The organism is Modestobacter sp. VKM Ac-2979 (assembly GCF_026967995.1).
Lineage (GTDB): Bacteria > Actinomycetota > Actinomycetes > Mycobacteriales > Geodermatophilaceae > Modestobacter.
The window spans coordinates 239,423-263,862 of record NZ_JAPVBO010000001.1 but is presented as its reverse complement, the minus strand read 5'-3'; the positions used below and the strand labels follow the sequence as shown (position 1 = coordinate 263,862).

Here is a 24,440-nt window from a genome sequence, read left to right as displayed (position 1 = left end):
CCGGGGCGGGGTCAGCAGGTGGGCAGGGGAAACCGCGTCAGCGGTTGGTGCCGGTCTGCTGGGTGCCGGTGAAGCTGAGCGCCAGGGTGGAGGTCTTGCCCTGGAAGGTGTTGTCGGCGGTGGTCGGCAGGCTCAGGGTGACGACGAGGTGGTCGCTGCCCTTCGGCGCGAGGCTCGCGGCGTTGACGAAGCCGACGTTGGTCACGGCCGGGCCGGTTGCGACCGGGGTCGTGACGCCGCTGCAGGTGTAGGTGGCGACGCCGTTGACGACCGACTCGGTCCAGGTCACCGAGCAGGAGGCGACGCTCAGCTGCAGGCCGTTGGCCTTGTCGGTGTCCAGGACGCTGGAGACGGTGGCGCTCGAGGTGAGCTGGATGCCGGCGAAGCCGAGGTCCCCGGTGTTGACCAGGTCGACCGAACGGCTGATCGAGTCCCCGGGGACGAAGCCGGCGGCGTTCATCGGCAGCGTGGCGGTGCTGTTGACCGAGTTGAGGTCCAGCGACAGGGTGCCCGAGGCGACCGAGGCGTTCAGCGGGGCGGTGCTGTCGGTGAACGTGCCGAAGGTGCCCATGCCGGCGACGGCGGCAGCGGCGCCGACGATGCCGAGCGAGCCGATGACCTTGCGGGCGGTCCGGGTGCGGGTGGTGGCGGTCATGTCTGCGTCTCCCTGGTCTGGCCGTGTCGGCGGGTGTTCCCGGCGACAGACACGACTCTGGAGGGCCATCCGCAGGGCTCCCACCAGCGATCCGCAAGAGAACCGCAAGATGCGGCGGGGGCCGTCAGACCGGCAGGGGCAGCGCCAGGGTGAACGTCGTCCCGCGTCCTTCGGCGCTCACCACGTCCAGGGTGCCGCCGTGCGCGGTGGTGATCGCCTTGGTGATGGTCAGGCCCAGCCCCACCCCCGGGACGGCGTTGCGCCGGGCGGTCGAGGCGCGGAAGAAGCTGGTGAACAGCCTCCCCTGCTCACTGTTCGGGATGCCGACGCCGGTGTCGCTGACCGACAGCAACGCCATCGGGGTCGCGCCGGCAGCGGGGACGTCGACGAGCGCACCGTCCGCGTTCCGCCAGGCCGTCTGCAGCCGCAGGGCGACCCGGCCGCCGGCGGGGGTGAACTTGACGGCGTTGGACACCAGGTTGTCGCAGGCCTGCCCCAGCCGGAGCGCGTCACCGGAGACGACCAGCCCGCCGTCCGGGACGTCGACGGACACCGCCACCCCGCGCGCCGTGGCGGTGACCCGGGCGGTCTCCTCGGCGGACCGGACGATGCCGGCCAGGTCGACCTCCGCCGGTTGCAGGGTGAACCGGCCCGCGTCGACCTGGGCGGTGAACAACAGGTCGCCGACCAGCCGCAGCAGGCGCTGCGCGTTGCGTTCGACGGTGCCCAGGTACTGCCGCTGTTCGTCGGTCAGCGGCTGCTCCGGATCGTCCAGGACGAGTTCCAGGTACCCCAGGATCGAGCTGAGCGGGGTGCGCAGCTCGTGGGAGATCAGGCTGACGAACTGGTCCTTGAGCCGTTCGGTGGCGCGCACCTCGGTCATGTCGGTGCCGACGAAGTTCCAGCCGGTCTGCTCGCCGTCGTCGTCGGTGCGCGGGGTGATCGCCACCGACACGGTCAGCCGCCGTCCGTCGGCGGTCAGGTAGGTCCAGTCCCGGACGTCGCTGCCCTGCTCCCGGGCGACGCGCACCAGGGTGGCGAACGGGGTGCCGCCACCGGCGTCCAGTTCCTCCACGTCCAGTTCCTCCGGGGCGTGGAAGTCGGTGATCGACCGGGTGCGGACGACGTCGGCCCGGGGGAGCCCGAGCATCCGTTCGGCCCCGGGGTTCCACACCCGGACGAGACCGTCCCGGTCGGTGCCGATGATCGACTGCTCGGTGACCGCGTCGATGACGCTGGTCATGGTCTCCGCCCGAGCCCGCAGCATCCGGGTGGCGACCTCGAGCTCGTCCGCGGTCGACTGACGCTGCGAGAAGAGGTCCATGCGCTGGGCCTCCAGCACCCGGGCGGCGGTCTGTTGCCGGTGCAGTCGCCACGTCAGGTCGGCGACGGCGAGCAGCACGACGGCTCCGGCCAGCAGGACCAGGGGGAGGGCGGGACGGACGACGAGCACCAGGACGCCGGCTGCGGCCACGGCGGCGGCCCCCAGACCGGCCAGGCCGGTGCGGTGGGCCGGCCCGGAGGAGCGGGTGACGGGATCGGCGATCGCGGTCACGCGGGGTGCTCCGCGGTCAGCAGCCGGATCTGTCGGACCAGGCCGGCGACGGTGAAGGGCTTGGGCAGGTAGGCGTCCGCACCGGTGGCCAGACCGCGGGCCACGTCGTCGGGGGAGGCGCCGGCCGACAGCAGCAGCACCTGGCAGTCGGCGGTGCCGGGGTCGGCGCGGAGTGCGAGGCAGACCTCCAGACCGGTCGCCTCCGGCATGGAGACGTCGAGGACCACGAGGTCGGGGCGTTCGGCGCGTGCCACGGCGAGGGCCTGGGCGCCGTCGGCCACCGCAGCCACCATGGTGCAGCCGGCCTTGCCGACCGCGAGGGCGACGAGGTGCCGGATGTCGTCCTCGTCGTCGGCCACCAGCACGCGTGCGGGTGCGTCCACCGCGGTCGCTCCGTCCTCTCGGCCGGCTGCACCCCGAGCCGGGGACGCAGTCCGTCCTGTCGGGGAACGGCGCACGCCGGGCCGGGCTGGAGCTCCCCGGTGGGGTGCTCACCCGATCAGGGGGCGCCACCACCTGGCCCGAGACGCACGACGGGCCCCGGTGCAGTTGCACACCGGGGCCCGTCGGGGAGTTGCCGTGGATCAGGAGGAGGACTTCTCCTGGACCTTCTGCTTGGAGTCCTGGGCCTGGCCCTTGACGTCCTTCGCAGCGTGCTGGCCCTCGTCCTTGACCTCCTTGGCGCCCTCGGCAGCCGTGGAGAGGACCGAACCCGCAGCGCTCACGGCGGCCGGCTTCAGGTTGCTGCCGATCTCCTGGGCCACGTTCTTGGCCTGCTGCACGGCCTGCTCCTTGAGCGGCTCCGAGTGCTCCTTGAGCGCCGACTCGGCCTGCGAGGCGAGCTGCTTCTCCTTCTCGCTGGTCGGCATCAGGGAGGAGACCAGCCAGCCCACACCGAAGGCGATGAGGCCCGCGGCGAGCGGGTTGCCCTGCGCCTGGCGCTGGAGGGTCTCGGGGGCCTGCTGGACGGTGTCCATGGCGCTGTGCGCGGCGTCCTGGACGCTGCCCGCAGCGTTGTGGGCCGCGCCCTGAGCCTGGCCCTGGGCGTTCGACGTGCGGCCGCTCACCTGGTCACGGGTGTCGTGGGCTGCGCCGAACACCTTGTCCTTCAGGCCGGACATGCCACTCTTGGCCTTGCCCACACGGCGGTCGACCACCCGCGTGGGGTTGACCTTCTCGTTGAGCGCGTCCACGTCGTAGCTGAGGTTGGCGCGGGTGTCCTCGATCTGGCGCCGGATCGCATCCGGGTCACTGCTGGTCATGTCGTTCTCCTTCGCGGAGTAGCTGTGGGGGAGGTCAGTTGGGCTTGAGCGCGCCGGGGACCTGCTGGAGCGTGTCGACCGTCTGCTCGGGCTTCGGGTTGATCGACTTCAGCCGGCTGAAGTCGACCTGCTTGAGCCGCTTGGGGTCGACCTGCTTGAGCTTCTTCCGGCCCGCCGAGTAGAGGACCGCGCCGACGATCGCCCAGAGCACACCGACGATCAGGGCGGCGAGGCCGGCGTCCATGAAGTTCTCCAGGCCCCACCAGAGGGCGAAGCTGAGGAACAGCGCGACCATGTAGCCGGCGAACCCGGCGCCCCCGAGCATCCCGGCGCCCTTGCCGGCCTTGGCCGCCTCTTCCTTGGCGATGGCGCTGGCCTTGTTCGCCTCTTCCTTGGCGATGGCAGTGGCCTCGGTCGCCTCCTGGCGGAGCTCCGCCTTGGCGAGCTCGAGCTCCTGGCGCATCAGCGTCGACAGGTCCTTGCTCACCTCGCCGAGCAGCGTGCCGACCGAGACGTTCTCCACCTCGGGGTGCCCCTCGTCGGTCATCGGCTGCGCCGTGTTCCCGACGTGCTGGGCGTCGTAGTCACCGGGGACCGGCGGGGCCGCGTAGCCGGTGGCGCCGCTCTGCGCATACCCCGTGCCGGGCTGCCCGTAGGGCTGTGCACCCGGAGCGTTCGACTGGGTCATCGCCGACCCTCACCCGGGGTGCGGGCCGGGTCGTCCCAGCCGGCTGCGGTGGTCGGGGGCACTGCGGCGCCCTCCGGGGGGACCGTGCCGTACGGCGGCGGCGGGACCGTGCCGGTGGTGCCGGTGGTCGCGTAGCCGGCCGCCGGGGTGCCGGCGACGTAGTTGGTGCCAGCGGCCTCGGTCGCGTGGGTGTCCGGGGAACCGGAACCGATGCGCTGCTGCTGGCCGCTGTTGCCCGAGGAGCTCTCGCTCTTGTGGGACGCGACGACGCCGGTGGTCAGCCGGCCCGCGAGGACGCCGGCCAGGGCCGCGCCGAGCATGAAGGCGCCCGGCTTGCGGCGGGCGAAGCTGCGCACCTCGGCGACGAGGTCGCCGGGCTCGCGGTCCTGCAGCCAGCCGGCCAGCTCCTCGACCTTGTCCCCGGCCTGGCGGACGAGGTCGGCGGCCGGGCCGGACGGCGTCTGGTCACTGCCGTCGACCATGATGCGCAGCTGCTGCGCGATGTCGCTCAGCCCCTGGCCGGCCTTCTGTGTGCCGCCGCGGACCTGGCCCTGGAGCTGCGAGACACCCTGCTGCACGAGGTCCTGTGCCTGCTGCTTGGTCTCCTGGGCGACCTGCTTGGCCTGGTCCGCCGCCGTGCCGGCGACGTCGCTGCCGGCCTGCTGGGCGGTCTTGCCCACGTCGCGTGCCTGGTCCTTGGCGACGTCGGACTTCTTGGGCGCGCCGGAAGCCTCGGATGCGCCGCTGGTGCCGGACTGCCTCGGTGTGTCGATGGAGTGGGTCATCGTTCCTCCTCGTCCTGCATGGGCTGTTCGTGGTCTGTTGTCGATGCCTGGGCATCCGTGCCCGTCGACCACGCCCGCTCCCGCGCACGGTCCATCACCGGCCCACAGGGTCGGGTGGTCGTGCCAGGTGGCGGGGCGGCGTGTGAGCACTCGCGTGCCCTGGTCGAAAACGCTCGGTGGGTCCCACCGTGGCCTCGGTGGGGCGCCGTTCCGCTGGAGACCTGGTACCCCTGCGGGGCAGGCGCACAAACGGGCATTTCCGTATTTCGTCGATCTTGCGAACAGGGGTCGGAGCTGCGGTCGGGTCGCCGCGTAGGGTGCCGTCGGAGGCAAGGCAAGCCTTCCCTGACCAGAGGAGGCCGTGGTGGCCAGTGCGACGAAGGACGAACGGGTCCGCCGTCCCCGGGTGGCCCGGGTGGGCGAGGTGCTGCGCACCTCGCGCCTGACCCCGCACATGATCCGGGTGGTCCTCGGCGGCGAGGGCCTGGCCGGCTTCCCGGCCGGTGAGTTCACCGACCACTACGTGAAGCTGCTCTTCCCGCCGGCCGATGCGCCCTACGGCGTCCCCTTCGACGCGGAGCAGGTCCGCGCCGAGCTGCCCGCCGAGGTCTGGCCGGTCACTCGCACGTACACCGTGCGCTCCTGGGACCCGGCCGCCGGCGAGCTGACGATCGACTTCGTGCACCACGGTGACACCGGCCTGGCCGGGCCGTGGGCGGCGAACGCGCAGCCCGGCGACCTGATCCAGCTGCTCGGTCCCGGTGGCGCCTATGCCCCGAGCCCGGACGCCGACTGGCACCTGCTGGTCGGCGACGAGAGCGCGCTGCCGGCGATCGCTGCCGCCCTGCCCCGGCTCCCGGGGGGCGTGCCGGCGTTCGTCTTCCTGGAGGTCGCCGGGCCGGCGGAGCAGCAGCCGGACCTTGTGCTCGGCGACGGGGTCACCGTCGTGTGGGTGCACCGCGAGGGCCGGGCGCCGGGGGAGGCCCTGGTGACCGCGGTGAAGGCGGTCGACCTGCCGGCCGGCACCGGCCACGTGTTCGTGCACGGCGAGGCGGGGCTGGTCAAGGAGCTCCGGCTGCACCTGCGCACCGAGCGCGGCCTCGACCCGGCGTTCACGTCCATCTCCGGCTACTGGCGGAAGGGCCGCACCGAGGACCGCTGGCAGGCCGAGAAGCCGGAGTGGAACGCCGAGGTCGAGGCGGCCGAGCAGGCGCTCGCGGCCGGTTGACCGGCCGCGAGCGCCGGTGGCTCACATGTCGCGGTAGCGCGTCGCGGCGGCCGTGGCCGCCCGTAGCCCGTCGGCGTCCAGGCGGGGGCCGTAGCCGGGGGTGTCGCGCTGGATCCGCCAGCCCTCGGCCAGCGGGCCGAGGTCGACGGTGTCGAAGCCGATCGTGTCGATGAACGCGACCACCTGCTGCTTGGCGGCCGCGTCGTCTCCGGCCACCGCCAGCGCGCGGCGGTGCGCGGTTCCGGCGGGGGTGCCGTCCGCGGTGATGTCGGCAGCGCCGATGTGGTTGGAGGCCTTGACTACCCGGGAGGTGGGCAGGTGTGCCTGCAACAGTTCGGCGGTCGTCGTCGACTCCTGGTCGAGCTCGGCTACCTGGCCGTCGCGCTGCGGGTAGTAGTTGTTCGTGTCGATCACGACCTTGCCGGCCAGCGGCTCCACCGGGACGTCGGGCACCGCCTTCAGCGGGATGGTGACCACGGCGAGGTCGGCCGCGGCCGCCGCGCCGGCCGCGGTGTCGGCGCGCACCTGACCGCGCCGTCCCGGTCGCTGCTCCAGCGCCGACACCAGGTCGGTGAGCGTCTCCGGGCCGCGGGAGTTGCTGATGACGACGTCGTGGCCGGCGTCGAGGGCTGCCTGGGCGAGGGCCGTGCCGATGTGGCCGGCGCCGATGATGCCGAGTGTCGTCATGACCCCCGGCAACCAGGCCGGGGCCCGGGGGCTTCCCTCAGCCCAGGTCGTCGGTGGCGAAGGTGTCGCACTGGTTCGGGTCGCCGGTGGCGTAGCCGGTGCTGAACCAGCGCTGCCGCTGCTCCGAGGAGCCGTGGGTGAAGGAGCCCTCGTCGACGGCGCCCCCGCCCAGCTCCTCCTGGATGAAGTCGTCGCCGATCCGCCCGGCGGTGTCCAGGGCACGGGCGATGTCGTCGTCGGTGATGTCGACGATGAGCGGCTGACCCGTCTCGTCGGGCACCGTCTCGGCGTGGTCGGCCCAGGTGCCGGCGAAGCAGTCGGCCTGCAGTTCCAGCCGGACGCTGCCGCTGGTCGGGCCGGCGTCGCCAGGCTGCACCTGTCGGTTGATGCCCAGCAGGTTCTGCACGTGGTGGCCGTACTCGTGGGCGAGCACGTAGGCGTTCACGAAGGCGCCGCCCTCGGCTCCGAACCGGGTCTGCAGGTCGTCGAAGAAGGTGAGGTCGATGTAGACCTGCGCGTCGGCCGGGCAGTAGAACGGGCCGGTGCCGCTGGTGGCCGCACCGCACGCGGACTGCACCTGGTCGGAGAAGAACACGGTGTCGGCCGGCCGGTAGTCCGCGCCCAGGGTGGCGCCCCAGTAGTCCTGGATCGAGTCGATGCTGGCCACGACGGCGCACTCCGCGGAGCTGTTGGCGTCGGCCACCTCGTCGCAGGAGGCGGCGAGGTCGCTGTTGTCGAACGCCTGCCCTGACCCCTGCCCGGCGCCCAGGTCGCCGAACCCGCCCACCGGCGAGGTGCCGCTCCCGCCACCGCCACCGAGCACCTGGAACAGCACCAGCACGAGCAGTCCGACGACGCCGAGACCGCCACCGCCGACCGCCAGCCCCCGTCCACCACCGCGCCGGCCACCACCGCCACCGCGCCGGTCCTGGACCCCGGAGGTGTCCAGCCGGCCGCTCTCGCGGAACCTCATCGTGCGAAGACCTCCTGGTCCGGGTGGGACATGGTGAAGGTGACCTCCACCTGACCGGGCACCTCCTGCGGTGCCGGTCGCAGCTCCAGCGCCGGGACGCTGCGGGCCGAGGAGAGGGCCGCCATGACCATCCCGCCACCCCGGGCCCCGGCGTCACGCACCTCCACCAGGCCGGTCAGCCTGCCGCCGAACGCGGCGGCGTAGGCGCGGGCCCGGGCGAGCGCGTCCTGCACGGCGGCGGTGCGCACCTCCTGGTGCGCCGGGTGGTCGCTGCTCACCCGCCAGTGCGGACCGTGCACCGAGACGTCGGCCAGCCCGGCCACCGCGACCGCGACCTCGCCGGCGGCGCCCACGTCGGCGACCCGGACCCGGGTGGTGGTGGTCGCCACCGACGCGCTGACCCGCCCCGACTCGCCGGCCTCGGGGAAGGCCGCGACCGCGTCGGTGGAGACGGCGCCCAGCGACGCCCGGTGCACCGTCAGCAGGTCGGTGAGCTCCTGCTGCCGCTCGGCCAGCAGCTCCAGCGCCCGTTCCCTGCGGCGGTCACGCACCTGCACGGTGACCACCAGGTCCGCGGCGTCGGGCAGCACCTCGGTCACCGCCTCACCGCGGACGACGACGCGGGGGGTGTCCGGCATGGGCGGTGCTCCTGGGTGTCCGGGGCGGGCGGGTCCGGGAGGACTCTGCCGCTGTCCGGGCGTGCCCGCACCCCGGCGCCGGTCGGCTCGGCGACGCGCCGGTCGCCGTCCTAGGGTCGGGTCATGCCCGTCGAAGGTGAGTACGAGCCGAGTCCGGAGAAGTGGGTCCGCGACCAGGTGCAGGTGTACGAGCGCACCGGCGGCAGGGAGGGCAACACCCTGCCCGGCCGCACCGAACCGGTCGTCGTCTTCACCACCCGCGGCGCCAAGAGCGGCAAGGTCCGCAAGAACCCGTTGATGAAGGTCGAGCACGACGGCGTGTACGCGATGGTCGCCTCGCAGGGCGGCGCGCCGAAGCACCCGACCTGGTACTCCAACCTCAAGGCCCACCCCGACGAGGTCACCGTCCAGGACGGGGAGCACGTCTGGGACGGGGTGGCACGCGAGGTCGACGGCGACGAGTACGCCCAGTGGTGGGAACGCGCGGTCGCCGCCTACCGCGACTACGCGGACTACCAGCGCAAGACCGATCGGAAGATCCCGATCGTCCTGGTCGAGCCGAAGAGCTGAGCGGCGACGGTCCGGTCGTCGTCGTCACCGGTGCCAGCGACGGCATCGGTGCGGCGGCGGTCCGCCGGCTGCACCGCAGCGGTGCCCGGGTCGTGGTGGTCGGCCGGTCGCCGGAGAAGACCGCCGCGGTCGCCGCCGAGCTGGACGGCGTCCGGTCGGCCACCGTCGACCTCGCCCGGCTGGACGACGTCCGGCGGCTGGCTGCGGAGCTGGCCGACCTGCCGCGGATCGACGTGCTCGCGCACAACGCCGGCGCGTCGTTCGCCCGGCGGGAGCTGACCGTCGACGGGCACGAGCGCACCACCCAGGTCGACCACCTCGGGCCCTACCTGCTCACCCGGCTGCTCGAGGAGCAGCTGCGGGCCTCGCGGGCGCGGGTGGTGACGACCTCGTCGTTCATGCACTGGGTCGGCGGGGCCCGGCGCGGTCACCTGCTCGACAGCGCCGGCCCCCACCTCGCCACCCGCGCCTACGCGCGGGCCAAGTGGTGCAACGTGCTCTTCACCCGGGAGCTGGCCCGACGATGGGCGCCGCAGGTCACCGCCACCTGCTTCGACCCGGGGGCGGTCGCCTCGTCCTTCGGCACGGCCTCCGGCGGGATCACCGGCCTGGCGTTCCGTACGCCGCTGACCGCGTTCATGCGCACCCCGGCCCAGGGAGCGGACACCCTGGTCTGGCTGGCCACCGCGGACGGTGGCTGGCGCAACGGCGGGCACCACGCGGACCGGTCGCCGGCCTGGACGGTGCCCTCGGCCCGGGACGACGTCCGGACCCGCGAGCTGTGGGAGCTGTCGGCCCGGCTGGTCGGCCTCCCCGCCTGAGTCAGCCCGCCAGCTCGGCGTCGATCCGGGCGGAGACGGCGGCAGCCAGGGCGGCGTCGCCCCGAGCACGGGCACCCAGCAGGGCCCAGCTCAGGTCACCCACCTGGCGGGAGCGGCGCCCCCAGGCGTCCGCGCCGGGTGCGGAGAACAGCTCGGCCCGGGCGGCGGTGGCCACCTCGTTGAGCGTGACGAGCGCGTCCTCCAGCCGGCGGTCGGCCGGGGACCCGGCCGGGGCGTGCGCGGCCGCCACGGCGCACGCCGTCGTGGCGGTGACGGCGGCCGGCAGCCGGCGGCTGCCGGCCCGGGCGAACAGGAACAGCCCGGCCAGCAGGGCGACGGCCATGCCGACGAGGTTCTCCTCGATCCGGGCGACGATCAGCGCGGTGCCGGGGCGGTCGGGTGCGCCCAGGTGCACCAGGAGCAGGACCAGCGGGGTCAGGCAGGCGACGGAGATGACGTACTGGTGGGCGATGGTCAGCTCGACGGCCACCAGCAGCACGGCCACCAGCAGCACGGTCACCGCGGTCGGGGGCTGCAGGGCGAACGCCGCCCCGGCGACCAGGGTGCCCAGCAGGGTGCCGGTCACCCGGTGGAAGGCGCGGGCCCGGGTGTGCCGCGCGTCGACGCCCAGCAGCACGGCGACGGCCGAGCTGGCCGCCCAGTAGGGGCTGGGCAGGTCCACCGCGACCGCCACCAACCCGGCGACGGAGACCCCGATGCCGATCCGGGCAGCGGTCGACGTCCACAGCGGGGTGCGCCGCTGCCGGATCACCGACGGGTCGGGTGCCGGGACGGCGGAGGCACCGGTCGGGTCGACCGGGGGGAGGGCTCGGGCGAACCGGTCCTCGATCTCCTGGACCTCGGTCACCAGCGAGGGGCGCCGGCGGCTGCCCATCGCGACCGCGGCCACCGCGGCCCGGACCGCGCGGGCGACGGCACCCGGACGGGTCGGGCCCAGCGCACCGCCCTCGGCTGCGGTGACCTCGGCCGACGCCGCCTGCACGGCCCGCCGTTCCGGGCCGGCCGGGTCCCACCACCAGGGGAGCATGACGACGACCCAGCTCAGTGCGGCAGCCGCGGCAGCCGCCGCCACGTGCTGGGCCACGTCCGGCGCGGAGGCGAGGGCGCTGGCGCTGCCGGCGACCAGCACGGGCGGGAGCGCCCCGGGCGGGCCGATCCGCCAGATCGCCGTCCCGGCGGCGGCCGCCGCGGCGATGCCGCCGAGCACCAGCACCAGCAGCACGGGGCGGTTCCCGGTGAGGCCGCCCAGGGCGATGCAGCAGACGATCACCACCGCGGTCCCGGCCGAGATCCAGGCGCGCCGGCGGTAGGGCAGGGAGTGCCCGTAGACGGCGGAGAAGCCACCGGCGAGTGCTCCCACCGACGCCGCACCCGGGGAGCCGAGCGCGAGCCCGAGGGTGAGCGGGACGACGAGGCAGAAGGCGGCCGACAGGGCCCGTACCCGGTGCAGCGACCAGAGGGTCGCGAGTGGGGGGAGCCGGGGACCCAACAGGTGCGGGGCGACCCGGCGCACGGAGGAGCGGGTGCCGGCCACGGACTCCACTGTGGCCGACACCGGGCTCCGTGTCGTGGACCCGGGTCACCCGCGGCGGGCGAGCTGGGTCACCCGCTTCCCGTGCTCAGGAGAAGCCGACCACCGCATGCGGCGTGTAGGGCTCCTCGAGCCGGGCGATCTCCTCCGCCGACAGCCGCAGCTCCACCGCCGCGACCGCGTCGTCCAGGTGCCGGTCCTTGGTGACACCGACGATCGGCGCGGTGACCACCGGCTTGCTGAGCACCCAGGCCAGGGCCACCTGCGCCCGCGGGACGCCGCGGGCCTCGGCGACCTCGGCCACCCGCTCGACGATCACCCGGTCCTCGTCGTTGTACAGCCTGCTGCCGAACTCGTCGGTCTCCGACCGGTTGGTCTGGGAGTCCCAGTCCCGGGTCAGCCGGCCACGGGCCAGCGGGCTCCACGGGATCACCCCGATGCCCTCGTCGGCGCAGAGCGGCAGCATCTCCCGCTCCTCTTCCCGGTTGAGCAGGTTGTAGTGGTCCTGCATGGAGACGAAGCGGTGCCAGCCGCGCTCGCCGGCCACGTGCAGGGCCTTGCTGAACTGCCAGGCCCACATGCTCGACGCGCCTAGGTAGCGCACCTTGCCCGACCGCACCGCGGAGTCCAGGGCCTCCAGCGTCTCCTCGATCGGCGTGGCCGGGTCCCAGCGGTGGATCTGGTACAGGTCCACGTAGTCGGTGCCCAGCCGCCTGAGGCTGGCGTCGAGCTCGGCCAGGACGGCCTTGCGGGACAGCCCCGCGCCGTTCGGCCCCGGCCGCATCCGGCCGTGCACCTTCGTGGCCAGGACGACGTCCTCCCGGTCGGCGAAGTCGCGGATCGCGCGGCCGGTGATCTCCTCGCTGGAGCCGGCCGAGTAGACGTTCGCGGTGTCGAAGAAGGTGATCCCGGCGGCCAGCGCCTTCTCGATGACGGCCCGGCTCTCCTCCTCGGGCAGGCTCCACGGATGACCGCCGCGGGCGGGGTCGCCGAAGCTCATCATCCCGAGACAGAGGCGGGACACCTGCAGGCCGGTGCTGCCCAGACGCGTGTACTCCATGGTCCGTCCCTTCCCCCGGCGCCGCCCTGCCCAACCCCGGGGGCGACGTGCTCAGGGCAGGGCGGCGTACCGCGCCTGCACGGCGGCCAGCCCTTCGGCGGACAGCTCGGTGAACGGCTCGACCTCGATGGGCCGGCCCTTGCCCCGCCCCGCCCGCCAGACCGCGACGGCCTGCCCGGCACTGACCACGGTGGCCCGGAACATGCCGTTGCCGCCGGGCACGATCCGGTCGGCGAACGCGGCCGGCACGGTGCAGCTGCGGTCGGCGTAGCCGAGCACCAGTTCGTCGAAGCCGGGCAGCAGGTGGACGCCGTCGGCCTCGGCCCGGGCGGCGGCCAGCCGGTCGGGGGTCGCCGGGTCCATCCAGTGCTCGGTGCCGTCGACGACGAGGCGCTCCAGCTGCGGTGCGGCGATCGCCAGTCCGGCCTTGACGTCGCGGACGAGGACCCCGGCCCAGCGGACGAGGTCCTTCACGGTCGCCGGGCCGTGGGAGGAGAAGAACCGCCGGGTCAGCTCGCCGAGGGCCTCCGCACGCTCCAGCCGGCGGGGGGCGGGCACCCACTCGTCGAGCAGCACGAACTGCTGGTCACCGTCGGCGGTCGGGCCGAGCACGAGCGTGCCGGTCTGGGACAGGTACCAGAGCAGGTGGTAGCCGCGTTGACCGGTCGTGGGTACGCCGCCGGCCGAGATCGCAGCGAGCAGCTCGGCCCGGGACGACCGTCCACCGCCGCTGAGCGCATCGACGGCCAGCTCCCGTGCCCGCTCGATCTCGGCGTCGGTGATGCCCAGCGAGGCCCGTCTGGTGGACGCGCCGGCCAGTACCCGCGGGCCGAGCAGCTCCAGCATCCAGGGCAGGTCCTCGGCGGCGGTGAGGTGCAGCGTGCCGCGCATCGGCCAGGAACGGACCACCTCGCCGGCGTCCAGTGCGGCGGTGACCGCGGCCCGGGTGCCGCCGGCGGTGCGCAGCGCCACCGAGGTCAGCGCACCGGGCAGGTCCTGCCCCTGGACGGCGGCCGACCAGCGCACCGCCTCGGCCGGGGTCGCGCACCGTGGCCCGATCAGCCGCTGTGCCGCCATCCGGAGCCGGGCCAGGTCCACCGTCATGCCGACACCCTGGCAGCCCCTACCGACGGTCCTGGTCAGCGCGCCCGGTGCAGGTAGACCAGTCCCTCGGCGTCGGGCTCGGTGGTCAGCGGCCCGAACCCGACCGCGTCCGCCGTCCGCAGGCTGGCGGTGTTGTCCGGCTCGACACCGAGCACGAACTGCTCGACGTCGGCGAGCTCGTCGGCCGTGACGAGGGCGCGGAGCGTCGCCGTCCCGTACCCGTGGCGCCAGCGGGCCGGGTCGACCACGTAGGCGGCGCCCATCGTGCGGCGCTCGTCGGTGGCGACCACCTGCTCGGTGGCCGGGTCCCACTGCGTCCAGCGGTCGTAGACGTCGCCGCCGATCAGCGCGACCGGGGTGCCGTCGGCGTCCAGTGCGACGTACGAGTGCGCCCGCAGCACGGTCTGGCCGCGGAACTGCTCGCCCCGGGCGGCGGTGCGCAGGGCCAGCTCCCGTGCCGGCCAGCTGCGGCCGCCCAGCCGGCGCTGCACCTCGGGGTGGTCGAACCAGGGCAGCACGGACGGGAGCAGTTCGGGCTCGAACGGCACCAACCGGAGCGTCTCGCAGACGGACACGACCTCACCCTGCAACAGCCGGCCGGCCACGTCATCCGGAGGCGACGACCGCCGTCCCGCCCGGCGGGACGCCGTCCTCGTCGGCTGACGTCGTACCGTGCCCCCATGATGGGGATGGGCAATCTCGGCCCGGAGGGACGCCGCCGGCAGCGGCTGGTCGCCGGGATCATCGTGGCGGCGATGCTGCTGGCCGCGGGCGCGGTGCTGTTCAGCGGCGCCTTCTGATGGACGGCGGGCCGGCCATCGACGCCTGGTTCGCCGCCGCCGGCACCCGGGAGGCCGACCTGCGGGCCGCCGATGCACTGGTCCAGGCCGCCGCGCCCGGCATCGATCGGCAGCTCGTGCCGATGGGCCGGGGGCAGGTGCTCGGGTACGGCCTGATGCCCTACCGGCCGCGATCGGCGACCGAGGCGACGATGTGGCCGCTGATCGCGTTGGCGGCGCAGAAGCGGCACCTCTCGCTGTACGTGTCGGCCGTCGTGGAGGGCGCCTACCTGGCCGAGTCGCGGGCCGCGCAGCTGGGGAAGGTGTCCTGCGGCAAGAGCTGCATCCGGTTCACGTCCCTGGACCGGGTGGACACGGTGGCCCTGGACCAGCTGATCCGCGACGCGGTGGCCAGCACCGCCCGTGGGGCGAACGACTACACCGGCGGCTGAGCGGCGCGGCGGAGGAGGTCGAGCACTTCGTCGTCCTCGGTGGCGCGGAAGTCGGCGTAGGCCTGGCCGACCGAGCGGAAGCCCGGCGGGCTGCTGAGCACGACCAGCTCGTCGGTCGCCGCGGCCAGGGCCGGGACCGCGTCCGGGGAGCAGACCGGGACGGCGAGCACCACCCGCGCGGCGCCCTGGGCCCGGGCGACGGCGCAGGCGGCACGGGCGGTCGAGCCGGTGGCGATGCCGTCGTCCACCAGCACGACGGTGCGGCCGGCCAGCGGCACCCGCGGGCGCACCTCGCGGAAGAGCCGGACCCGCCGGTCGACCGCCGCCTGCTGCTCGTCCCGGACGCGGGTGAGGTCGGCGTCGACCACGTCCGCCACCCGGAGCACCCGCTCCTCGAGCACCACCACCCCGCCCTCGCCGACCGCGCCCATGGCGAGCTCGGGCTGACCGGGCACCCCGAGCTTGCGCACGACGAGCACGTCCAGCGGTGCGGCGAGCGCTGCGGCGACCGGGGCGGCCACCGGCACCCCGCCCCGCGGCAGGCCGAGCACCACGGGCCCGGCCGCACCCACCTGGTCCAGCCGGCGGGCCAGCTGGGCGCCGGCATCGGCGCGGTCACGGAAGAACACGGCCACCTCCGGAGTGCGGTCCCTGCCCCGATGCTGCCGTCTCCGTGCGGGGTCCGGACGGGGTCCTAGGTCCCTGGTGGGTGCGCGGGGGACGGGGGAGCGTGGTGCCGGAGCAACACCCCGGGGGACGGGCCGGTCAGCGGCACGCGGGGCACGAGCACCGGAGGGCCCACGATGCCGTTGGCCGCGCTGCACACCGTCGGACCCGACCTGGCCGTCGACCTGGCCGTCGACCGGCTGGCCGAGGAGCTCGGGCAGCGGCCTCAGGTGGTCCGGCCGGTGGTGCAGGAGTGCCGGCAGCAGCTCAGCGGCGCCCCCGCCGGGGCGTTGCCCGAGCTGGTCGAGCGGCTGGCCCGGCATCGCCTCCGGGCACCGGTGGACTGACCTCCGGACGGAGGTGGACTGACCGCCGGGAACCCGGTGGCGCCGTCGGCGGATGATGGCGGCATGGGCTACGTCGACGTCACGGGGATCCGGTTCACCCTGCCGGACGGGCGGGTGCTCCTCGACGACGTCGCCTTCCGGATCGGAGAGGGCGCCTGCGCCGCGCTGGTCGGGGAGAACGGCGCCGGCAAGACCACGATGCTCCGGATCATCAGCGGCGACCTGACGCCGGACGCCGGTTCGGTGGCCCTCATCGGCGGGTTGGGCGTCATGCGCCAGTTCATCGGCTCGGTGCGCGACGACACGACCGTCCAGCGCTTCCTCGTCGACCTCGCCCCACCCGCCGTCCGGGAGGCCTGGCACGCCGTCGAGGACGCCGAGCTGCGGATGATGGAGGACGACGACGAGCCCACCCAGATGGCCTACGCCAACGCGCTGGCCCACTGGGGCGACGTCGGCGGGTACGACGTCGAGGTCACCTGGGACACCGTCACGGTCGCCGCGCTGGGCGTGCCCTACGACGGCTGCAAGTACCGCGAGCTGAACACGCTCTCCGGCGGTGAGCAGAAGCGGCTGGCCCTGGAGTGCCTGCTGCGCGGCCCCGACCAGGTGCTGCTGCTCGACGAGCCGGACAACTACCTCGACGTCCCCGGCAAGCGGTGGCTGGAGGAGCGGCTGATCGAGACCCGCAAGACGGTGCTGTTCGTCAGCCACGACCGGGAGCTGCTGGCCCGGGTCGCCGACCGGGTGGTCACCGTCGAGGGCGGGACGGCGTGGGTGCACGGCGGCAACTGGGCGACCTATCCCGCGGCGCGCACCGCCCGGCACGACCGGATGGCCGAGCTGCGCAAGCGCTGGGACGAGGAGCACGAGCGGCTGGTCGACCTGGTGCGCACGCTGCAGCAGCAGGCGAAGAACTCCCCGGACATGGCCGCCCGCTACCACGCCATGCAGACCCGGCTGGCGAAGTACGAGGCCGCCGGGCCGCCGCCGGAGCGGCCACCGGACCAGCACGTGACCATGCGGCTGCGCGGTGGCCGGACGGGGGTGCGGGTGGTGATGGCCGAGCAGCTCGAGTTGTCCGGCCTGATGCGCCCCTTCGACGTGGAGGTCGAGTACGGCGACCGGGTCGCCGTCCTGGGCTCCAACGGGGCCGGCAAGTCGCACTTCCTGCGGCTGCTGGCCGGCCAGGACGTCGCGCACACCGGTGACTGGCGGCTCGGGGCGCGCGTCGTCCCCGGGTTCTTCGCCCAGACCCACGCCCATCCCGAGTGGCTGGACCGCACGCTGGTCGACCTGCTGTGGCACGGCGAGCCGGGGCGGCCGGGCGTCGACCGCGGGCGGGCGATGGCGGCGCTGCGCCGGTACGGGCTGGCCCCGTCCGGTGACCAGCTGTTCCGGTCGCTCTCCGGTGGTCAGCAGGCCCGGTTCCAGGTGCTCCTGCTCGAGCTCTCCGGTGCCACCCTGCTGCTGCTCGACGAGCCGACCGACAACCTCGACGTGCTGTCGGCCGAGTCGCTGGAGGAGGCGCTGGACGCCTTCGACGGCGCCGTGGTCGCGGTGACCCACGACCGCTGGTTCGCCCGCACCTTCGACCGCTTCCTGCTCTTCGGCGCCGACGGGCACGTGCGCGAGGTGCCCGAGCCGGTGTTCGACGAGGGCCGGGTCCAGCGCGCCCGCTGAGGCCGTCCGCCCCGCGGGGGCGGGGACGCCGTCAGCGGACGACGAACGGGACCTCGGGGACGGCGATGGGGGAGAGCACCCGCTGCCAGACGGCGACGTCGGCGTCCACCCGCGCGGCGCCCTCGGCGACCCGGGCCTCCGCGGCCAGCGCGGCCCGGTCCGCGCGGTCGCCGCGCACCGCCACCACCGCGATCCCGGTGCCGGCGAGTGCGAGGCCGGCGCCCACCCAGATCGGAGCGGTGTAGCCCAGCCCGGCCGACAGCACGCCGGCGCCGAGAGCAGCGCCCAGCGCGTTCGCCAGGTTGAACGCGGCCTGGTTCGCCGCGGACACCAGGCTCCCGCCGGGGACCCGGGCGGCCTCGATGACCCGGTTCTGCACCACCGGGCCGAGCGCGAAGGCCAGCGTCCCGAAGAGCACGAGCACTGGGACGGCGAGCACCGCGGTGTCGACGACGAGCGCGAAGAGCGCCAGCGCAGCGGCGGTGGCGACCAGGCCGACGGCGACGAAGGAGAGCCCCCACCGGTCACCGAGCCGGCCGCCGATCAGCGTGCCCACGGTGGTGCCGACGCCGAAGAGCGCCAGCACCGGGGTGACCCAGCCCTCGGACAGGCCGGTGAGCTCGGTGAGGATCGGGCTGACGTAGCTGTAGACGGCGAACAGCGCGGCGAACCCGACCATGGTCAGCCCGAGCACCAGCCACACGCCGGGCCGGCGGAAGGCGCCCAGCTCGCTGCGCAGGTCGGTGGGCTCACCGGCGACGCCGGGCATCCAGGCGAGCAGCCCGGCGATGGTGACCAGCCCGATGACGGCGACCCCGGCGAAGACCACCCGCCAGCTCAGCTGCTGGGCGACGAAGGTGCCCAGCGGCACGCCCACGACGTTGGCCAGCGTCAACCCGGTGATCATCAGCGAGATCGCCTGCGTGGCCTTCTCCTTGGGCACCAGCCGGCGGGCGGCCACCGCCCCCACGCCGAAGAACGACCCGTGCGCCAGCGCGGCGAACACCCGGGCGGCCACGAGCGTGCCGTAGTCGGGGGCCAGCGCGGACAGCAGGTTGCCGATCGTGAACAGCACCATCAGCGCGACCAGCGTCTGTCGCGGGGTGAAGCGCACCCCGAGGGCGGTCAGCGTCGGGGCGCCGATCACCACGCCGATGGCGTAGGCGGAGATGAGCAGCCCGACGGCGGAGACCGAGACGTCCAGCCCCTCGGCGATCTGGGGGAGCATCCCCATCACCACGAACTCGGTGGTGCCGATGCCGAAGGCACCGATGGCGAGCGCGATCAGGGCGCGGGGCAAGTCGGGACTCCTCGGTGGACTGCGGAGGGTGGCGGCCCGGACGTCGGGGCCTCCTCCAGCCAAGGGCAGGAGGGCCCCGGACCCTGCCTGCGCCGAGCATGAGACTGGTCACGTCGCTCGACCCGGCCGCGTGCGACGGGCCGCGCACCGGTGCTGGACCGGTGCGCGGCCCGTCGGCCGGAGCGGGGTGGATCAGGGCTGGAGCAGCACCTTCACCGCGCCGTCCTGCTTCTGCCGGAAGGTCTCGTAGGCCTGCGACGCCTGCTCCAGCGGCACGTGGTGGGTGGCGAAGTCGTCGACGCCGAGCGGGTCGGCGTCGGTGAGCAGCGGGAGGATGTCGGGCACCCAGCGCCACACGTTCGCCTGGCCCATCCGCAGCTCGATCTGCTTGTCGAACATCCGCATGAGCGGCATCGGGTCGGTCGCCCCGCCGTAGACGCCGGACAGCGAGATGGTGCCGCCGCGGCGCACCGCCTCGATCGCGGTGTTGAGCGCGGCCATCCGGTCGATGCCGGCCACCGTCATGACCTTCTCCATGATGGCGTCGGGCACCAGGGCGCTGGCCTTCTGCGCGAACTTCGCGCCGGGGGAGCCGTGCGCCTCCATGCCGACGGCGTCGATGACGGCGTCCGGGCCGCGGCCGTCGGTCTTGTCCCGCACCCAGGCGACGACGTCGGCCTGGTCGGTGGAGTCCAGGACGTCGATCCCGTTGGCGCGGGCCCGGGCCAGCCGCTCGGGCACGACGTCGGACGCGAGCACCTGGGCCGCACCGAGGTGCTTGGCGATCCGGGTGGCCATGTCGCCGATCGGGCCGAGACCCAGCACCAGCACCGACCCGCCGGGGACGACGCCGGCGTACTGCACGGCCTGCCAGGCGGTGGGCAGCACGTCGGAGAGGTAGACGAAGCGGTCGTCGGCCGGGCCCTCGGGCACCTTGATCGGCAGGGTGTTGCCGAAGGGCACCCGCAGGTACTCGGCCTGGCCGCCGGGCACCTGGCCGTAGAGCTTGGTGTAACCGAACAGCGAGGCGCCGAAGCCCTGCTCCCGGTTCTGCGTCGTCTCGCACTGGCTCTGCAGCCCCTGGTTGCACATCCAGCAGGTGCCGCAGGAGATGTTGAACGGGACGACGACGCGGTCGCCTGCCTTGAGCTCGGTGACCGCGGGACCGACCTCGCGGACGATGCCCATCGGCTCGTGGCCGAGCACGTCGCCGACGGTCATGAACGGCGCCATGACCTCGATCAGGTGGAGGTCCGAGCCGCAGATCCCGCTGGAGGTGACCTGCACGATCACGTCCGTGGGGTCCTTGATCTCCGGATCCGGGACGGTGTCCACCCGGACGTCGTCCCGGCCGTGCCAGGTCACTGCGCGCATGGGGGTGCTCCTCGGGTCTGGGGTGCCCCGGACGGCCGCGACGGGGTCAGCAGGCCGTTCACCGGGGCGTGACGTTCCTCGCCCCTACCCATCACGGCGCGTTCGATTCCTGACCCGCGCGCAGTGATGACGTGACAGAGGGTGCCCGTTTGGCACTACTTGTTGTGACGTCGACCACTTGACCGGGTGTGCTTACCCGGCCGTCCACATCACGAACCGGTCACGGCGTGTTTACATGGGCGCCGCCCGAATGGCCCCCGACGGAAAGACAGGTGCATGGAACCGCAACACCTCGCCCGGCTCGACGACGAGGGGACGGTGCTCTCGGCCGGCACCGCTGGCGGGTCCGCCGCCACCACCCCGCCGTCCGACCGCCCCGAGGTGCTCGCCTCCGTGCTGCCTTTCCGCCGGGCCGTCCGTCGTCCGCGCCGCCTCCTCGGTGCCGCCTCGACCCACACCGCGTCGGTCGCCTGCCCCGTCCCGGCCGGCGCCTCGCCGGTCACCGGGGCGGCGCAGTGGCCGCTCCCGGTCGAGGGTGCCGACCCGGTGCTGGTCGACGCCTGGCCGCTCGGGCCGGCCGGCACCTCGCTGCCGGCCGATGCCGCACCGGCCGCCGAGGTCGCGACGAGCTCCCGCCGCCGGTTGACGGTCCCGTCCGGCCGCCCGGCGCTGTTCGTGGCCGCGGCGATCCTCGGGGTGGTCGGGCTCGGGCTCACCGCCGCCGGCGCACCGTCCCCGGTCGCCCGGGCGGCGGCCGACGAGCCGGTCAGCGTCGCCGAGGAGCTGGGCATGGTCCGGGCGGAGCAGCCCGCGCTCACCGGCGAGGAGGCCGCCGCCCGCCTGCAGGAGCTGGCCGTCACCCGCGCCCAGCGCGAGGACGCCGAGGCCGCCGCCGCCCAGGTGCAGGCCGAGGCGGACCGCGTCGCGGCCGAGGCTGCCGCGGCGGCCGCTGCCGAGGCGGCCCGGCCCAAGGCCGTGCTGCCCGTGCAAGGGCGGCTCACCAGCCAGTTCGGTTCGCGCTGGGGCACGCTGCACGCGGGCATCGACTTCGCCGCGCCGTTGGGCACCCCCGAGTACGCGGTGATGGACGGCGTCGTCCTCCGCGCCGGCGCGGCCAGTGGCTTCGGGCTGGCGGTCTACGTCCAGCACGCGAACGGCGACGTCTCGGTCTACGGCCACATGCAGGAGATCCTGGTCGAGGAGGGGCAGACCGTGCGGGCGGGCGACACCATCGCGCTGCTGGGCAACGAGGGGCAGTCCACCGGGCCGCACCTGCACTTCGAGGTGCACGCCGGCGGCCTCGACGGGCCCCGGATCGACCCGCTCCCGTGGTTGCGCGAGCGCGGCGTCGCGATCTGAGGAACGTGCCTGGCGTTCCGGGCTGACATGCGGCATCGTGCATGTCAGGACGCGGGGCGACGGAGGGGACGGCGATGGGTCACGACCACGGTGCGGGGCACGGCTCCGGCACCACGGCCGCCGGGCACCGCGGCCGGCTGGCCGTCGTCCTGGTCCTCACCGGCTCGGTCTTCGTCCTGGAGCTGGTCGGCGCGCTGATCTCGGGCTCACTGGCCCTCCTCGCCGACGCCGCCCACATGGCCACCGATGCGCTGGGCATCGGCATGGCCCTCGGTGCGGTCACCCTCGCCCAGCGCCCCGCCCGCGGCCGGCGCACCTTCGGCTGGCAGCGCATGGAGGTCCTCGCCGCCGTCGGCAACGGTCTGCTCCTGCTCGTCGTCGGCGGGTACGTCGTTGTCGAGGCGGTCCGCCGGATCGGCGACCCACCCGACATCGACTCCGGCTGGATGCTGGGCGTGGCCCTCGTCGGGCTGGCGGTCAACGTCGGCTCGCTCGCCCTGCTCCACTCCGGCCAGCGCGAGTCGCTGAACACCCGAGGCGCCTACCTCGAGGTGGTCGGTGACGCGCTGGGCTCCGTCGCCGTGATCGTCGCCGCCGTCGTCATCGCCACGACCGGCTGGACCGGGGCCGACGTCGTCGCCTCCCTCGCGGTCGGCGCGCTGGTTCTGCCCCGCGCCTGGTCGCTGCTGCGGGAGGCGCTGGACGTGCTGCTGGAGGCGGCTCCCAAGGGGGTCGACCTGGCGCAGGTCCGCGACCACGTGCTCGGCGTCCCCGGCGTCCTGGACGTGCACGACCTGCACGCCTGGACCATCACCTCGGGTCTGCCGGTGCTCTCCGCGCACGTCGTCGTCAGTGACGAGGCGCTGGCCGACGGGCACGGCGGCCGGGTGCTCGATGCACTCTGCAGCTGCCTGGGCGACCACTTCGACCTGGAGCACTGCACCTTCCAGCTCGAGTCGCCCGGGCACCGGAACCACGAGGCGCCCGTCCACGACTGAGTGGTCCGGAGGCGGACTGGGACGATGCCCCCGTGCCCGTCTCCCTGGTGATCACCGCCGACACCCACGTGCCCAAGCGGGCCCGTGACCTGCCCGATCCGCTGTGGCAGCAGATCGCGGCGGCCGACGTCGTGGTGCACGCCGGCGACTGGGTGGACGTGGCCCTGCTCGACGAGCTGGAGCGGCGGTCGCGGCGCCTGGTGGGGGTGTACGGCAACAACGACCACGGGGTGCTGCGGGACCGGCTCCCGGAGGTCTCCCGGGTCGAGCTGGACGGCGTCCGGTTCGCGGTGGTGCACGAGACCGGGGACGCGAAGGGCCGGGAGCAGCGGTGCGCGGCCGCCTTCCCGGACGTCGACGTCCTGGTGTTCGGGCACAGCCACATCCCCTGGGACACCACCGCACCCACCGGTCTGCGGCTGCTCAACCCCGGGTCGCCCACCGACCGGCGCCGCCAGCCGTTCGCCACGTACCTCACGGCCACGGCCGATGCCGGGCAGCTGCGGGACGTGGTGCTGCACCGGCTGCCCGTGCGACCGCCGCGCCGGTGAGCCCACCCCCGCTCCTCCCGGCCGCGGTCGCACTGCTCGCGTGCCCGGTCTGCCGCCAGCAGCTCGCCGCTGACCCGGCCGGTCTCCGGTGCACCGCCGGGCACGCCTTCGACCGGGCGCGGCAGGGCCACGTCACGCTCCTCCCGCCGGGCGGCAGCCCGCACGAGGGCGACTCCGCGGCGATGGTGGGGGACCGGGCGGACTTCCTGGCCGCCGGCCACTACGCCGGCATCACCGCGGCCCTCGCCGACGCCGCCCTCGCCGGGCCGCCGCCGCGGACGCTGCTCGACTCGGGCGGCGGCACCGGAGCGCACCTCGCCGGCGTGCTGGACCGGGCCCCCGCCGCCGTCGGGGTGGTGTTCGACGCCTCCCGCTACGCCGCCCGCCGGGCCGCCCGCGCCCACCCCCGCGCGATGGCCGTGGTGGCCGACTCCTGGGCGCGCTGGCCGGTCCGGGACGGGTCCGTCGACCGGGTGCTCGTCGTCTTCGCCCCGCGCAACGGTGCGGAGACCGCCCGGGTGCTGACCCCGGCCGGCCGGTTGGTCGTCGTCACCCCGGCCGCGGACCACCTGGCCGAGCTCGTCGGCCCGCTGGGGCTGCTGCACGTCGACCCGGCGAAGGCCGACCGGCTGGCCGCCACCCTCGAGCCGCACCTGCGTCCGGCCGGGACGGCGGGCCATCGATCGGTGCTGGAGCTGGACCACCTCGCGGTGCGCACGCTCGTCGGGATGGGGCCGCACGCCCGGCACCTCGCGGCGGGGGAGCTGGCCGCCCGGGTGTCCACGCTGCCGGAGCCGGTCGCGGTCACGGTGGCGGTCGACGTCGGCAGCTGGACGCGCGGCTGAGCGCGTGGCCCAGATCTGAGCAGGGCCCGGACGTGCCGAGGGCCCGGCCCTGCGGCCGGGCCCTCGGGGAGCCTGCTGGTGTCCGCTGCGGGGCGGGCGGGTCAGCGGGTGACGCGACGCTGCTTGCCGGTGGCGGCGACGTAGACCGCCAGCACGAGGATCGCGCCCAGGATCGACGCCCACCAGCCGCCGAGGTCGAACTCCAGCCCGTCACCCTGGACGAGGCTGAACACGAGGTTGCCCACCACCGAGCCGATGAGGCCGAGCACGAGGGTGGCGACGAGGCCGAGGTCCTGCTTGCCGGGGACCACGGCGCGGGCGATCAGACCGGCGACGAAGCCGATCAGGACGGTCAAGAGGATCCCACCGATGTCCACGGGCGACCTCCGGTGCACGACGGTCGAGCCGTCTCGCGCTGGGCCGTCCAGCGCAAGATCATCGATGCCCACGCCCGGACGTGACCAAACTCCCCGAGCCGTCGCATCGCCTGTCGGGCGTGCGCCCGGGC

General features: G+C 74.4%; 27 protein-coding genes. 10 read left to right on the top strand and 17 right to left on the bottom strand.

Annotation, left to right across the window (positions count from 1 at the left end; all coding sequences use genetic code 11):
- Positions 1-37 precede the first annotated feature (37 nt).
- The 6 genes from O2W15_RS01305 to O2W15_RS01280 form a co-directional block, all read right to left on the bottom strand.
- On the bottom strand, positions 38-655 hold the full coding sequence (locus O2W15_RS01305; protein WP_269178064.1) for a TasA family protein: 618 nt from the start codon (positions 653-655) through the stop codon (positions 38-40).
- Positions 656-779: 124 nt separating this feature from the next.
- A complete protein-coding gene (locus tag O2W15_RS01300) occupies positions 780-2,210 on the bottom strand; it encodes a sensor histidine kinase (protein WP_269178063.1) in 1,431 nt (476 codons plus the stop codon).
- The gene (locus O2W15_RS01295) at positions 2,207-2,593 is read right to left on the bottom strand and encodes a response regulator transcription factor (protein ID WP_269178062.1); all 387 of its coding nucleotides are present in this window, start codon (positions 2,591-2,593) and stop codon (positions 2,207-2,209) included. Before O2W15_RS01295 ends, O2W15_RS01300 begins: the two co-directional genes overlap by 4 nt.
- A gap of 201 nt (positions 2,594-2,794) precedes the next feature.
- Positions 2,795-3,472 (bottom strand): DUF3618 domain-containing protein, encoded by a 678-nt coding sequence (locus O2W15_RS01290; RefSeq protein ID WP_269178061.1) that lies wholly within the window; start codon positions 3,470-3,472, stop codon positions 2,795-2,797.
- A 34-nt stretch (positions 3,473-3,506) separates the two neighbouring features.
- On the bottom strand, positions 3,507-4,160 hold the full coding sequence (locus tag O2W15_RS01285; RefSeq protein WP_269178060.1) for a phage holin family protein: 654 nt from the start codon (positions 4,158-4,160) through the stop codon (positions 3,507-3,509).
- Complete coding sequence (locus O2W15_RS01280) at positions 4,157-4,945, bottom strand: hypothetical protein (RefSeq protein ID WP_269178059.1); 789 nt, start codon at positions 4,943-4,945, stop codon at positions 4,157-4,159. The genes O2W15_RS01285 and O2W15_RS01280 overlap by 4 nt, the downstream gene beginning before the upstream one ends.
- A gap of 364 nt (positions 4,946-5,309) precedes the next feature.
- Here O2W15_RS01280 and O2W15_RS01275 point away from each other — a divergent pair, with 364 nt between their 5' ends.
- Complete coding sequence (locus O2W15_RS01275) at positions 5,310-6,173, top strand: siderophore-interacting protein (RefSeq protein WP_269178058.1); 864 nt, start codon at positions 5,310-5,312, stop codon at positions 6,171-6,173.
- Positions 6,174-6,194: 21 nt separating this feature from the next.
- Here O2W15_RS01275 and O2W15_RS01270 read toward each other — a convergent pair whose 3' ends face one another.
- The 3 genes from O2W15_RS01270 to O2W15_RS01260 are packed head-to-tail and all read right to left on the bottom strand — an operon-like array spanning position 6,195 to position 8,471.
- Positions 6,195-6,860: an NADPH-dependent F420 reductase gene (locus O2W15_RS01270; RefSeq protein ID WP_269178057.1), complete on the bottom strand. Its 666-nt coding sequence runs from the start codon at positions 6,858-6,860 to the stop codon at positions 6,195-6,197.
- A gap of 37 nt (positions 6,861-6,897) precedes the next feature.
- The gene (ypfJ, locus tag O2W15_RS01265; RefSeq protein ID WP_269178056.1) at positions 6,898-7,833 is read right to left on the bottom strand and encodes a KPN_02809 family neutral zinc metallopeptidase; all 936 of its coding nucleotides are present in this window, start codon (positions 7,831-7,833) and stop codon (positions 6,898-6,900) included.
- Complete coding sequence (locus O2W15_RS01260) at positions 7,830-8,471, bottom strand: SIMPL domain-containing protein (protein ID WP_269178055.1); 642 nt, start codon at positions 8,469-8,471, stop codon at positions 7,830-7,832. Before O2W15_RS01260 ends, ypfJ begins: the two co-directional genes overlap by 4 nt.
- A 123-nt stretch (positions 8,472-8,594) precedes the next feature.
- On the opposite strand from O2W15_RS01260, the gene O2W15_RS01255 reads away from it, so the two are divergent.
- Together O2W15_RS01255 and O2W15_RS01250 are read left to right on the top strand one after the other, a co-directional pair.
- Positions 8,595-9,041 carry a nitroreductase family deazaflavin-dependent oxidoreductase gene (locus O2W15_RS01255; protein ID WP_269178054.1) on the top strand — a complete coding sequence of 149 codons (447 nt, stop codon included), beginning with the start codon at positions 8,595-8,597 and terminating at the stop codon, positions 9,039-9,041.
- Positions 8,942-9,862 carry an SDR family NAD(P)-dependent oxidoreductase gene (locus O2W15_RS01250; RefSeq protein ID WP_331253853.1) on the top strand — a complete coding sequence of 307 codons (921 nt, stop codon included), beginning with the start codon at positions 8,942-8,944 and terminating at the stop codon, positions 9,860-9,862. Before O2W15_RS01255 ends, O2W15_RS01250 begins: the two co-directional genes overlap by 100 nt.
- A gap of 1 nt (position 9,863) precedes the next feature.
- Here the strand turns inward: O2W15_RS01250 and O2W15_RS01245 are convergent, their stop codons facing one another.
- From O2W15_RS01245 to O2W15_RS01230, 4 genes are all read right to left on the bottom strand, one after another.
- Positions 9,864-11,417 (bottom strand): FUSC family protein, encoded by a 1,554-nt coding sequence (locus tag O2W15_RS01245; RefSeq protein ID WP_269178052.1) that lies wholly within the window; start codon positions 11,415-11,417, stop codon positions 9,864-9,866.
- Between the two features lie 85 nt (positions 11,418-11,502).
- A complete protein-coding gene (locus O2W15_RS01240; RefSeq protein WP_269178051.1) occupies positions 11,503-12,474 on the bottom strand; it encodes an aldo/keto reductase in 972 nt (323 codons plus the stop codon).
- A gap of 51 nt (positions 12,475-12,525) precedes the next feature.
- Entirely contained in the window at positions 12,526-13,578 is a 1,053-nt protein-coding gene (locus O2W15_RS01235; RefSeq protein ID WP_269178050.1) for a winged helix DNA-binding domain-containing protein, read from the bottom strand.
- Positions 13,579-13,613: 35 nt separating this feature from the next.
- Positions 13,614-14,153, bottom strand: coding sequence for a GNAT family N-acetyltransferase (locus tag O2W15_RS01230; RefSeq protein WP_269161762.1), 540 nt, complete (start codon positions 14,151-14,153; stop codon positions 13,614-13,616).
- Between the two features lie 224 nt (positions 14,154-14,377).
- Between O2W15_RS01230 and O2W15_RS01225 the strand changes: the two genes are divergently transcribed.
- Positions 14,378-14,809 (top strand): DUF1801 domain-containing protein, encoded by a 432-nt coding sequence (locus O2W15_RS01225; protein ID WP_269178049.1) that lies wholly within the window; start codon positions 14,378-14,380, stop codon positions 14,807-14,809.
- On the opposite strand, the gene O2W15_RS01220 is transcribed toward O2W15_RS01225, so the two are convergent.
- Positions 14,794-15,444, bottom strand: a complete 651-nt coding sequence (locus tag O2W15_RS01220) for a phosphoribosyltransferase (RefSeq protein ID WP_269178048.1) — start codon at positions 15,442-15,444, stop codon at positions 14,794-14,796. The two genes, O2W15_RS01225 and O2W15_RS01220, sit on opposite strands and share 16 nt — an antisense overlap.
- A 168-nt stretch (positions 15,445-15,612) precedes the next feature.
- Between O2W15_RS01220 and O2W15_RS01215 the strand changes: the two genes are divergently transcribed.
- On the top strand, positions 15,613-15,822 hold the full coding sequence (locus O2W15_RS01215) for a hypothetical protein (RefSeq protein WP_269178047.1): 210 nt from the start codon (positions 15,613-15,615) through the stop codon (positions 15,820-15,822).
- A 63-nt stretch (positions 15,823-15,885) separates the two neighbouring features.
- Positions 15,886-17,505: an ABC-F family ATP-binding cassette domain-containing protein gene (locus tag O2W15_RS01210; protein ID WP_269178046.1), complete on the top strand. Its 1,620-nt coding sequence runs from the start codon at positions 15,886-15,888 to the stop codon at positions 17,503-17,505.
- Positions 17,506-17,536: 31 nt separating this feature from the next.
- On the opposite strand, the gene O2W15_RS01205 is transcribed toward O2W15_RS01210, so the two are convergent.
- Positions 17,537-18,805 carry an MFS transporter gene (locus O2W15_RS01205; protein WP_269178045.1) on the bottom strand — a complete coding sequence of 423 codons (1,269 nt, stop codon included), beginning with the start codon at positions 18,803-18,805 and terminating at the stop codon, positions 17,537-17,539.
- Between the two features lie 192 nt (positions 18,806-18,997).
- On the bottom strand, positions 18,998-20,179 hold the full coding sequence (locus O2W15_RS01200; RefSeq protein ID WP_269161768.1) for a zinc-dependent alcohol dehydrogenase: 1,182 nt from the start codon (positions 20,177-20,179) through the stop codon (positions 18,998-19,000).
- Between the two features lie 276 nt (positions 20,180-20,455).
- Between O2W15_RS01200 and O2W15_RS01195 the strand changes: the two genes are divergently transcribed.
- From O2W15_RS01195 to O2W15_RS01180, 4 genes are all read left to right on the top strand, one after another.
- Positions 20,456-21,538: a M23 family metallopeptidase gene (locus tag O2W15_RS01195; RefSeq protein WP_269178044.1), complete on the top strand. Its 1,083-nt coding sequence runs from the start codon at positions 20,456-20,458 to the stop codon at positions 21,536-21,538.
- 74 nt (positions 21,539-21,612) lie between these two features.
- Positions 21,613-22,536: a cation diffusion facilitator family transporter gene (locus O2W15_RS01190; protein ID WP_269161770.1), complete on the top strand. Its 924-nt coding sequence runs from the start codon at positions 21,613-21,615 to the stop codon at positions 22,534-22,536.
- A 32-nt stretch (positions 22,537-22,568) separates the two neighbouring features.
- On the top strand, positions 22,569-23,087 hold the full coding sequence (locus O2W15_RS01185) for a metallophosphoesterase family protein (protein WP_269178043.1): 519 nt from the start codon (positions 22,569-22,571) through the stop codon (positions 23,085-23,087).
- Positions 23,084-23,932, top strand: coding sequence for a putative RNA methyltransferase (locus O2W15_RS01180; RefSeq protein ID WP_269178042.1), 849 nt, complete (start codon positions 23,084-23,086; stop codon positions 23,930-23,932). The genes O2W15_RS01185 and O2W15_RS01180 overlap by 4 nt, the downstream gene beginning before the upstream one ends.
- A gap of 101 nt (positions 23,933-24,033) precedes the next feature.
- Here O2W15_RS01180 and O2W15_RS01175 read toward each other — a convergent pair whose 3' ends face one another.
- A complete protein-coding gene (locus O2W15_RS01175) occupies positions 24,034-24,309 on the bottom strand; it encodes a GlsB/YeaQ/YmgE family stress response membrane protein (protein WP_241175772.1) in 276 nt (91 codons plus the stop codon).
- Positions 24,310-24,440 lie beyond the last annotated feature (131 nt).

Coding starts and splice junctions, on each gene's coding strand:
- O2W15_RS01255 (WP_269178054.1), top strand. CDS start 8,595: ATGCCCGTCGAAGGTGAGTACGAGCCGAGTCCGGAGAAGTGGGTCCGC.
- O2W15_RS01280 (WP_269178059.1), bottom strand. CDS start 4,945: ATGACCCACTCCATCGACACACCGAGGCAGTCCGGCACCAGCGGCGCA.
- O2W15_RS01270 (WP_269178057.1), bottom strand. CDS start 6,860: ATGACGACACTCGGCATCATCGGCGCCGGCCACATCGGCACGGCCCTC.
- O2W15_RS01240 (WP_269178051.1), bottom strand. CDS start 12,474: ATGGAGTACACGCGTCTGGGCAGCACCGGCCTGCAGGTGTCCCGCCTC.
- O2W15_RS01195 (WP_269178044.1), top strand. CDS start 20,456: ATGGAACCGCAACACCTCGCCCGGCTCGACGACGAGGGGACGGTGCTC.
- O2W15_RS01215 (WP_269178047.1), top strand. CDS start 15,613: ATGCCGTTGGCCGCGCTGCACACCGTCGGACCCGACCTGGCCGTCGAC.
- O2W15_RS01200 (WP_269161768.1), bottom strand. CDS start 20,179: ATGCGCGCAGTGACCTGGCACGGCCGGGACGACGTCCGGGTGGACACC.
- O2W15_RS01285 (WP_269178060.1), bottom strand. CDS start 4,160: ATGACCCAGTCGAACGCTCCGGGTGCACAGCCCTACGGGCAGCCCGGC.
- O2W15_RS01235 (WP_269178050.1), bottom strand. CDS start 13,578: ATGACGGTGGACCTGGCCCGGCTCCGGATGGCGGCACAGCGGCTGATC.
- O2W15_RS01305 (WP_269178064.1), bottom strand. CDS start 655: ATGACCGCCACCACCCGCACCCGGACCGCCCGCAAGGTCATCGGCTCG.
- O2W15_RS01190 (WP_269161770.1), top strand. CDS start 21,613: ATGGGTCACGACCACGGTGCGGGGCACGGCTCCGGCACCACGGCCGCC.
- O2W15_RS01260 (WP_269178055.1), bottom strand. CDS start 8,471: ATGCCGGACACCCCCCGCGTCGTCGTCCGCGGTGAGGCGGTGACCGAG.
- ypfJ (WP_269178056.1), bottom strand. CDS start 7,833: ATGAGGTTCCGCGAGAGCGGCCGGCTGGACACCTCCGGGGTCCAGGAC.
- O2W15_RS01225 (WP_269178049.1), top strand. CDS start 14,378: ATGGACGGCGGGCCGGCCATCGACGCCTGGTTCGCCGCCGCCGGCACC.
- O2W15_RS01210 (WP_269178046.1), top strand. CDS start 15,886: ATGGGCTACGTCGACGTCACGGGGATCCGGTTCACCCTGCCGGACGGG.
- O2W15_RS01290 (WP_269178061.1), bottom strand. CDS start 3,472: ATGACCAGCAGTGACCCGGATGCGATCCGGCGCCAGATCGAGGACACC.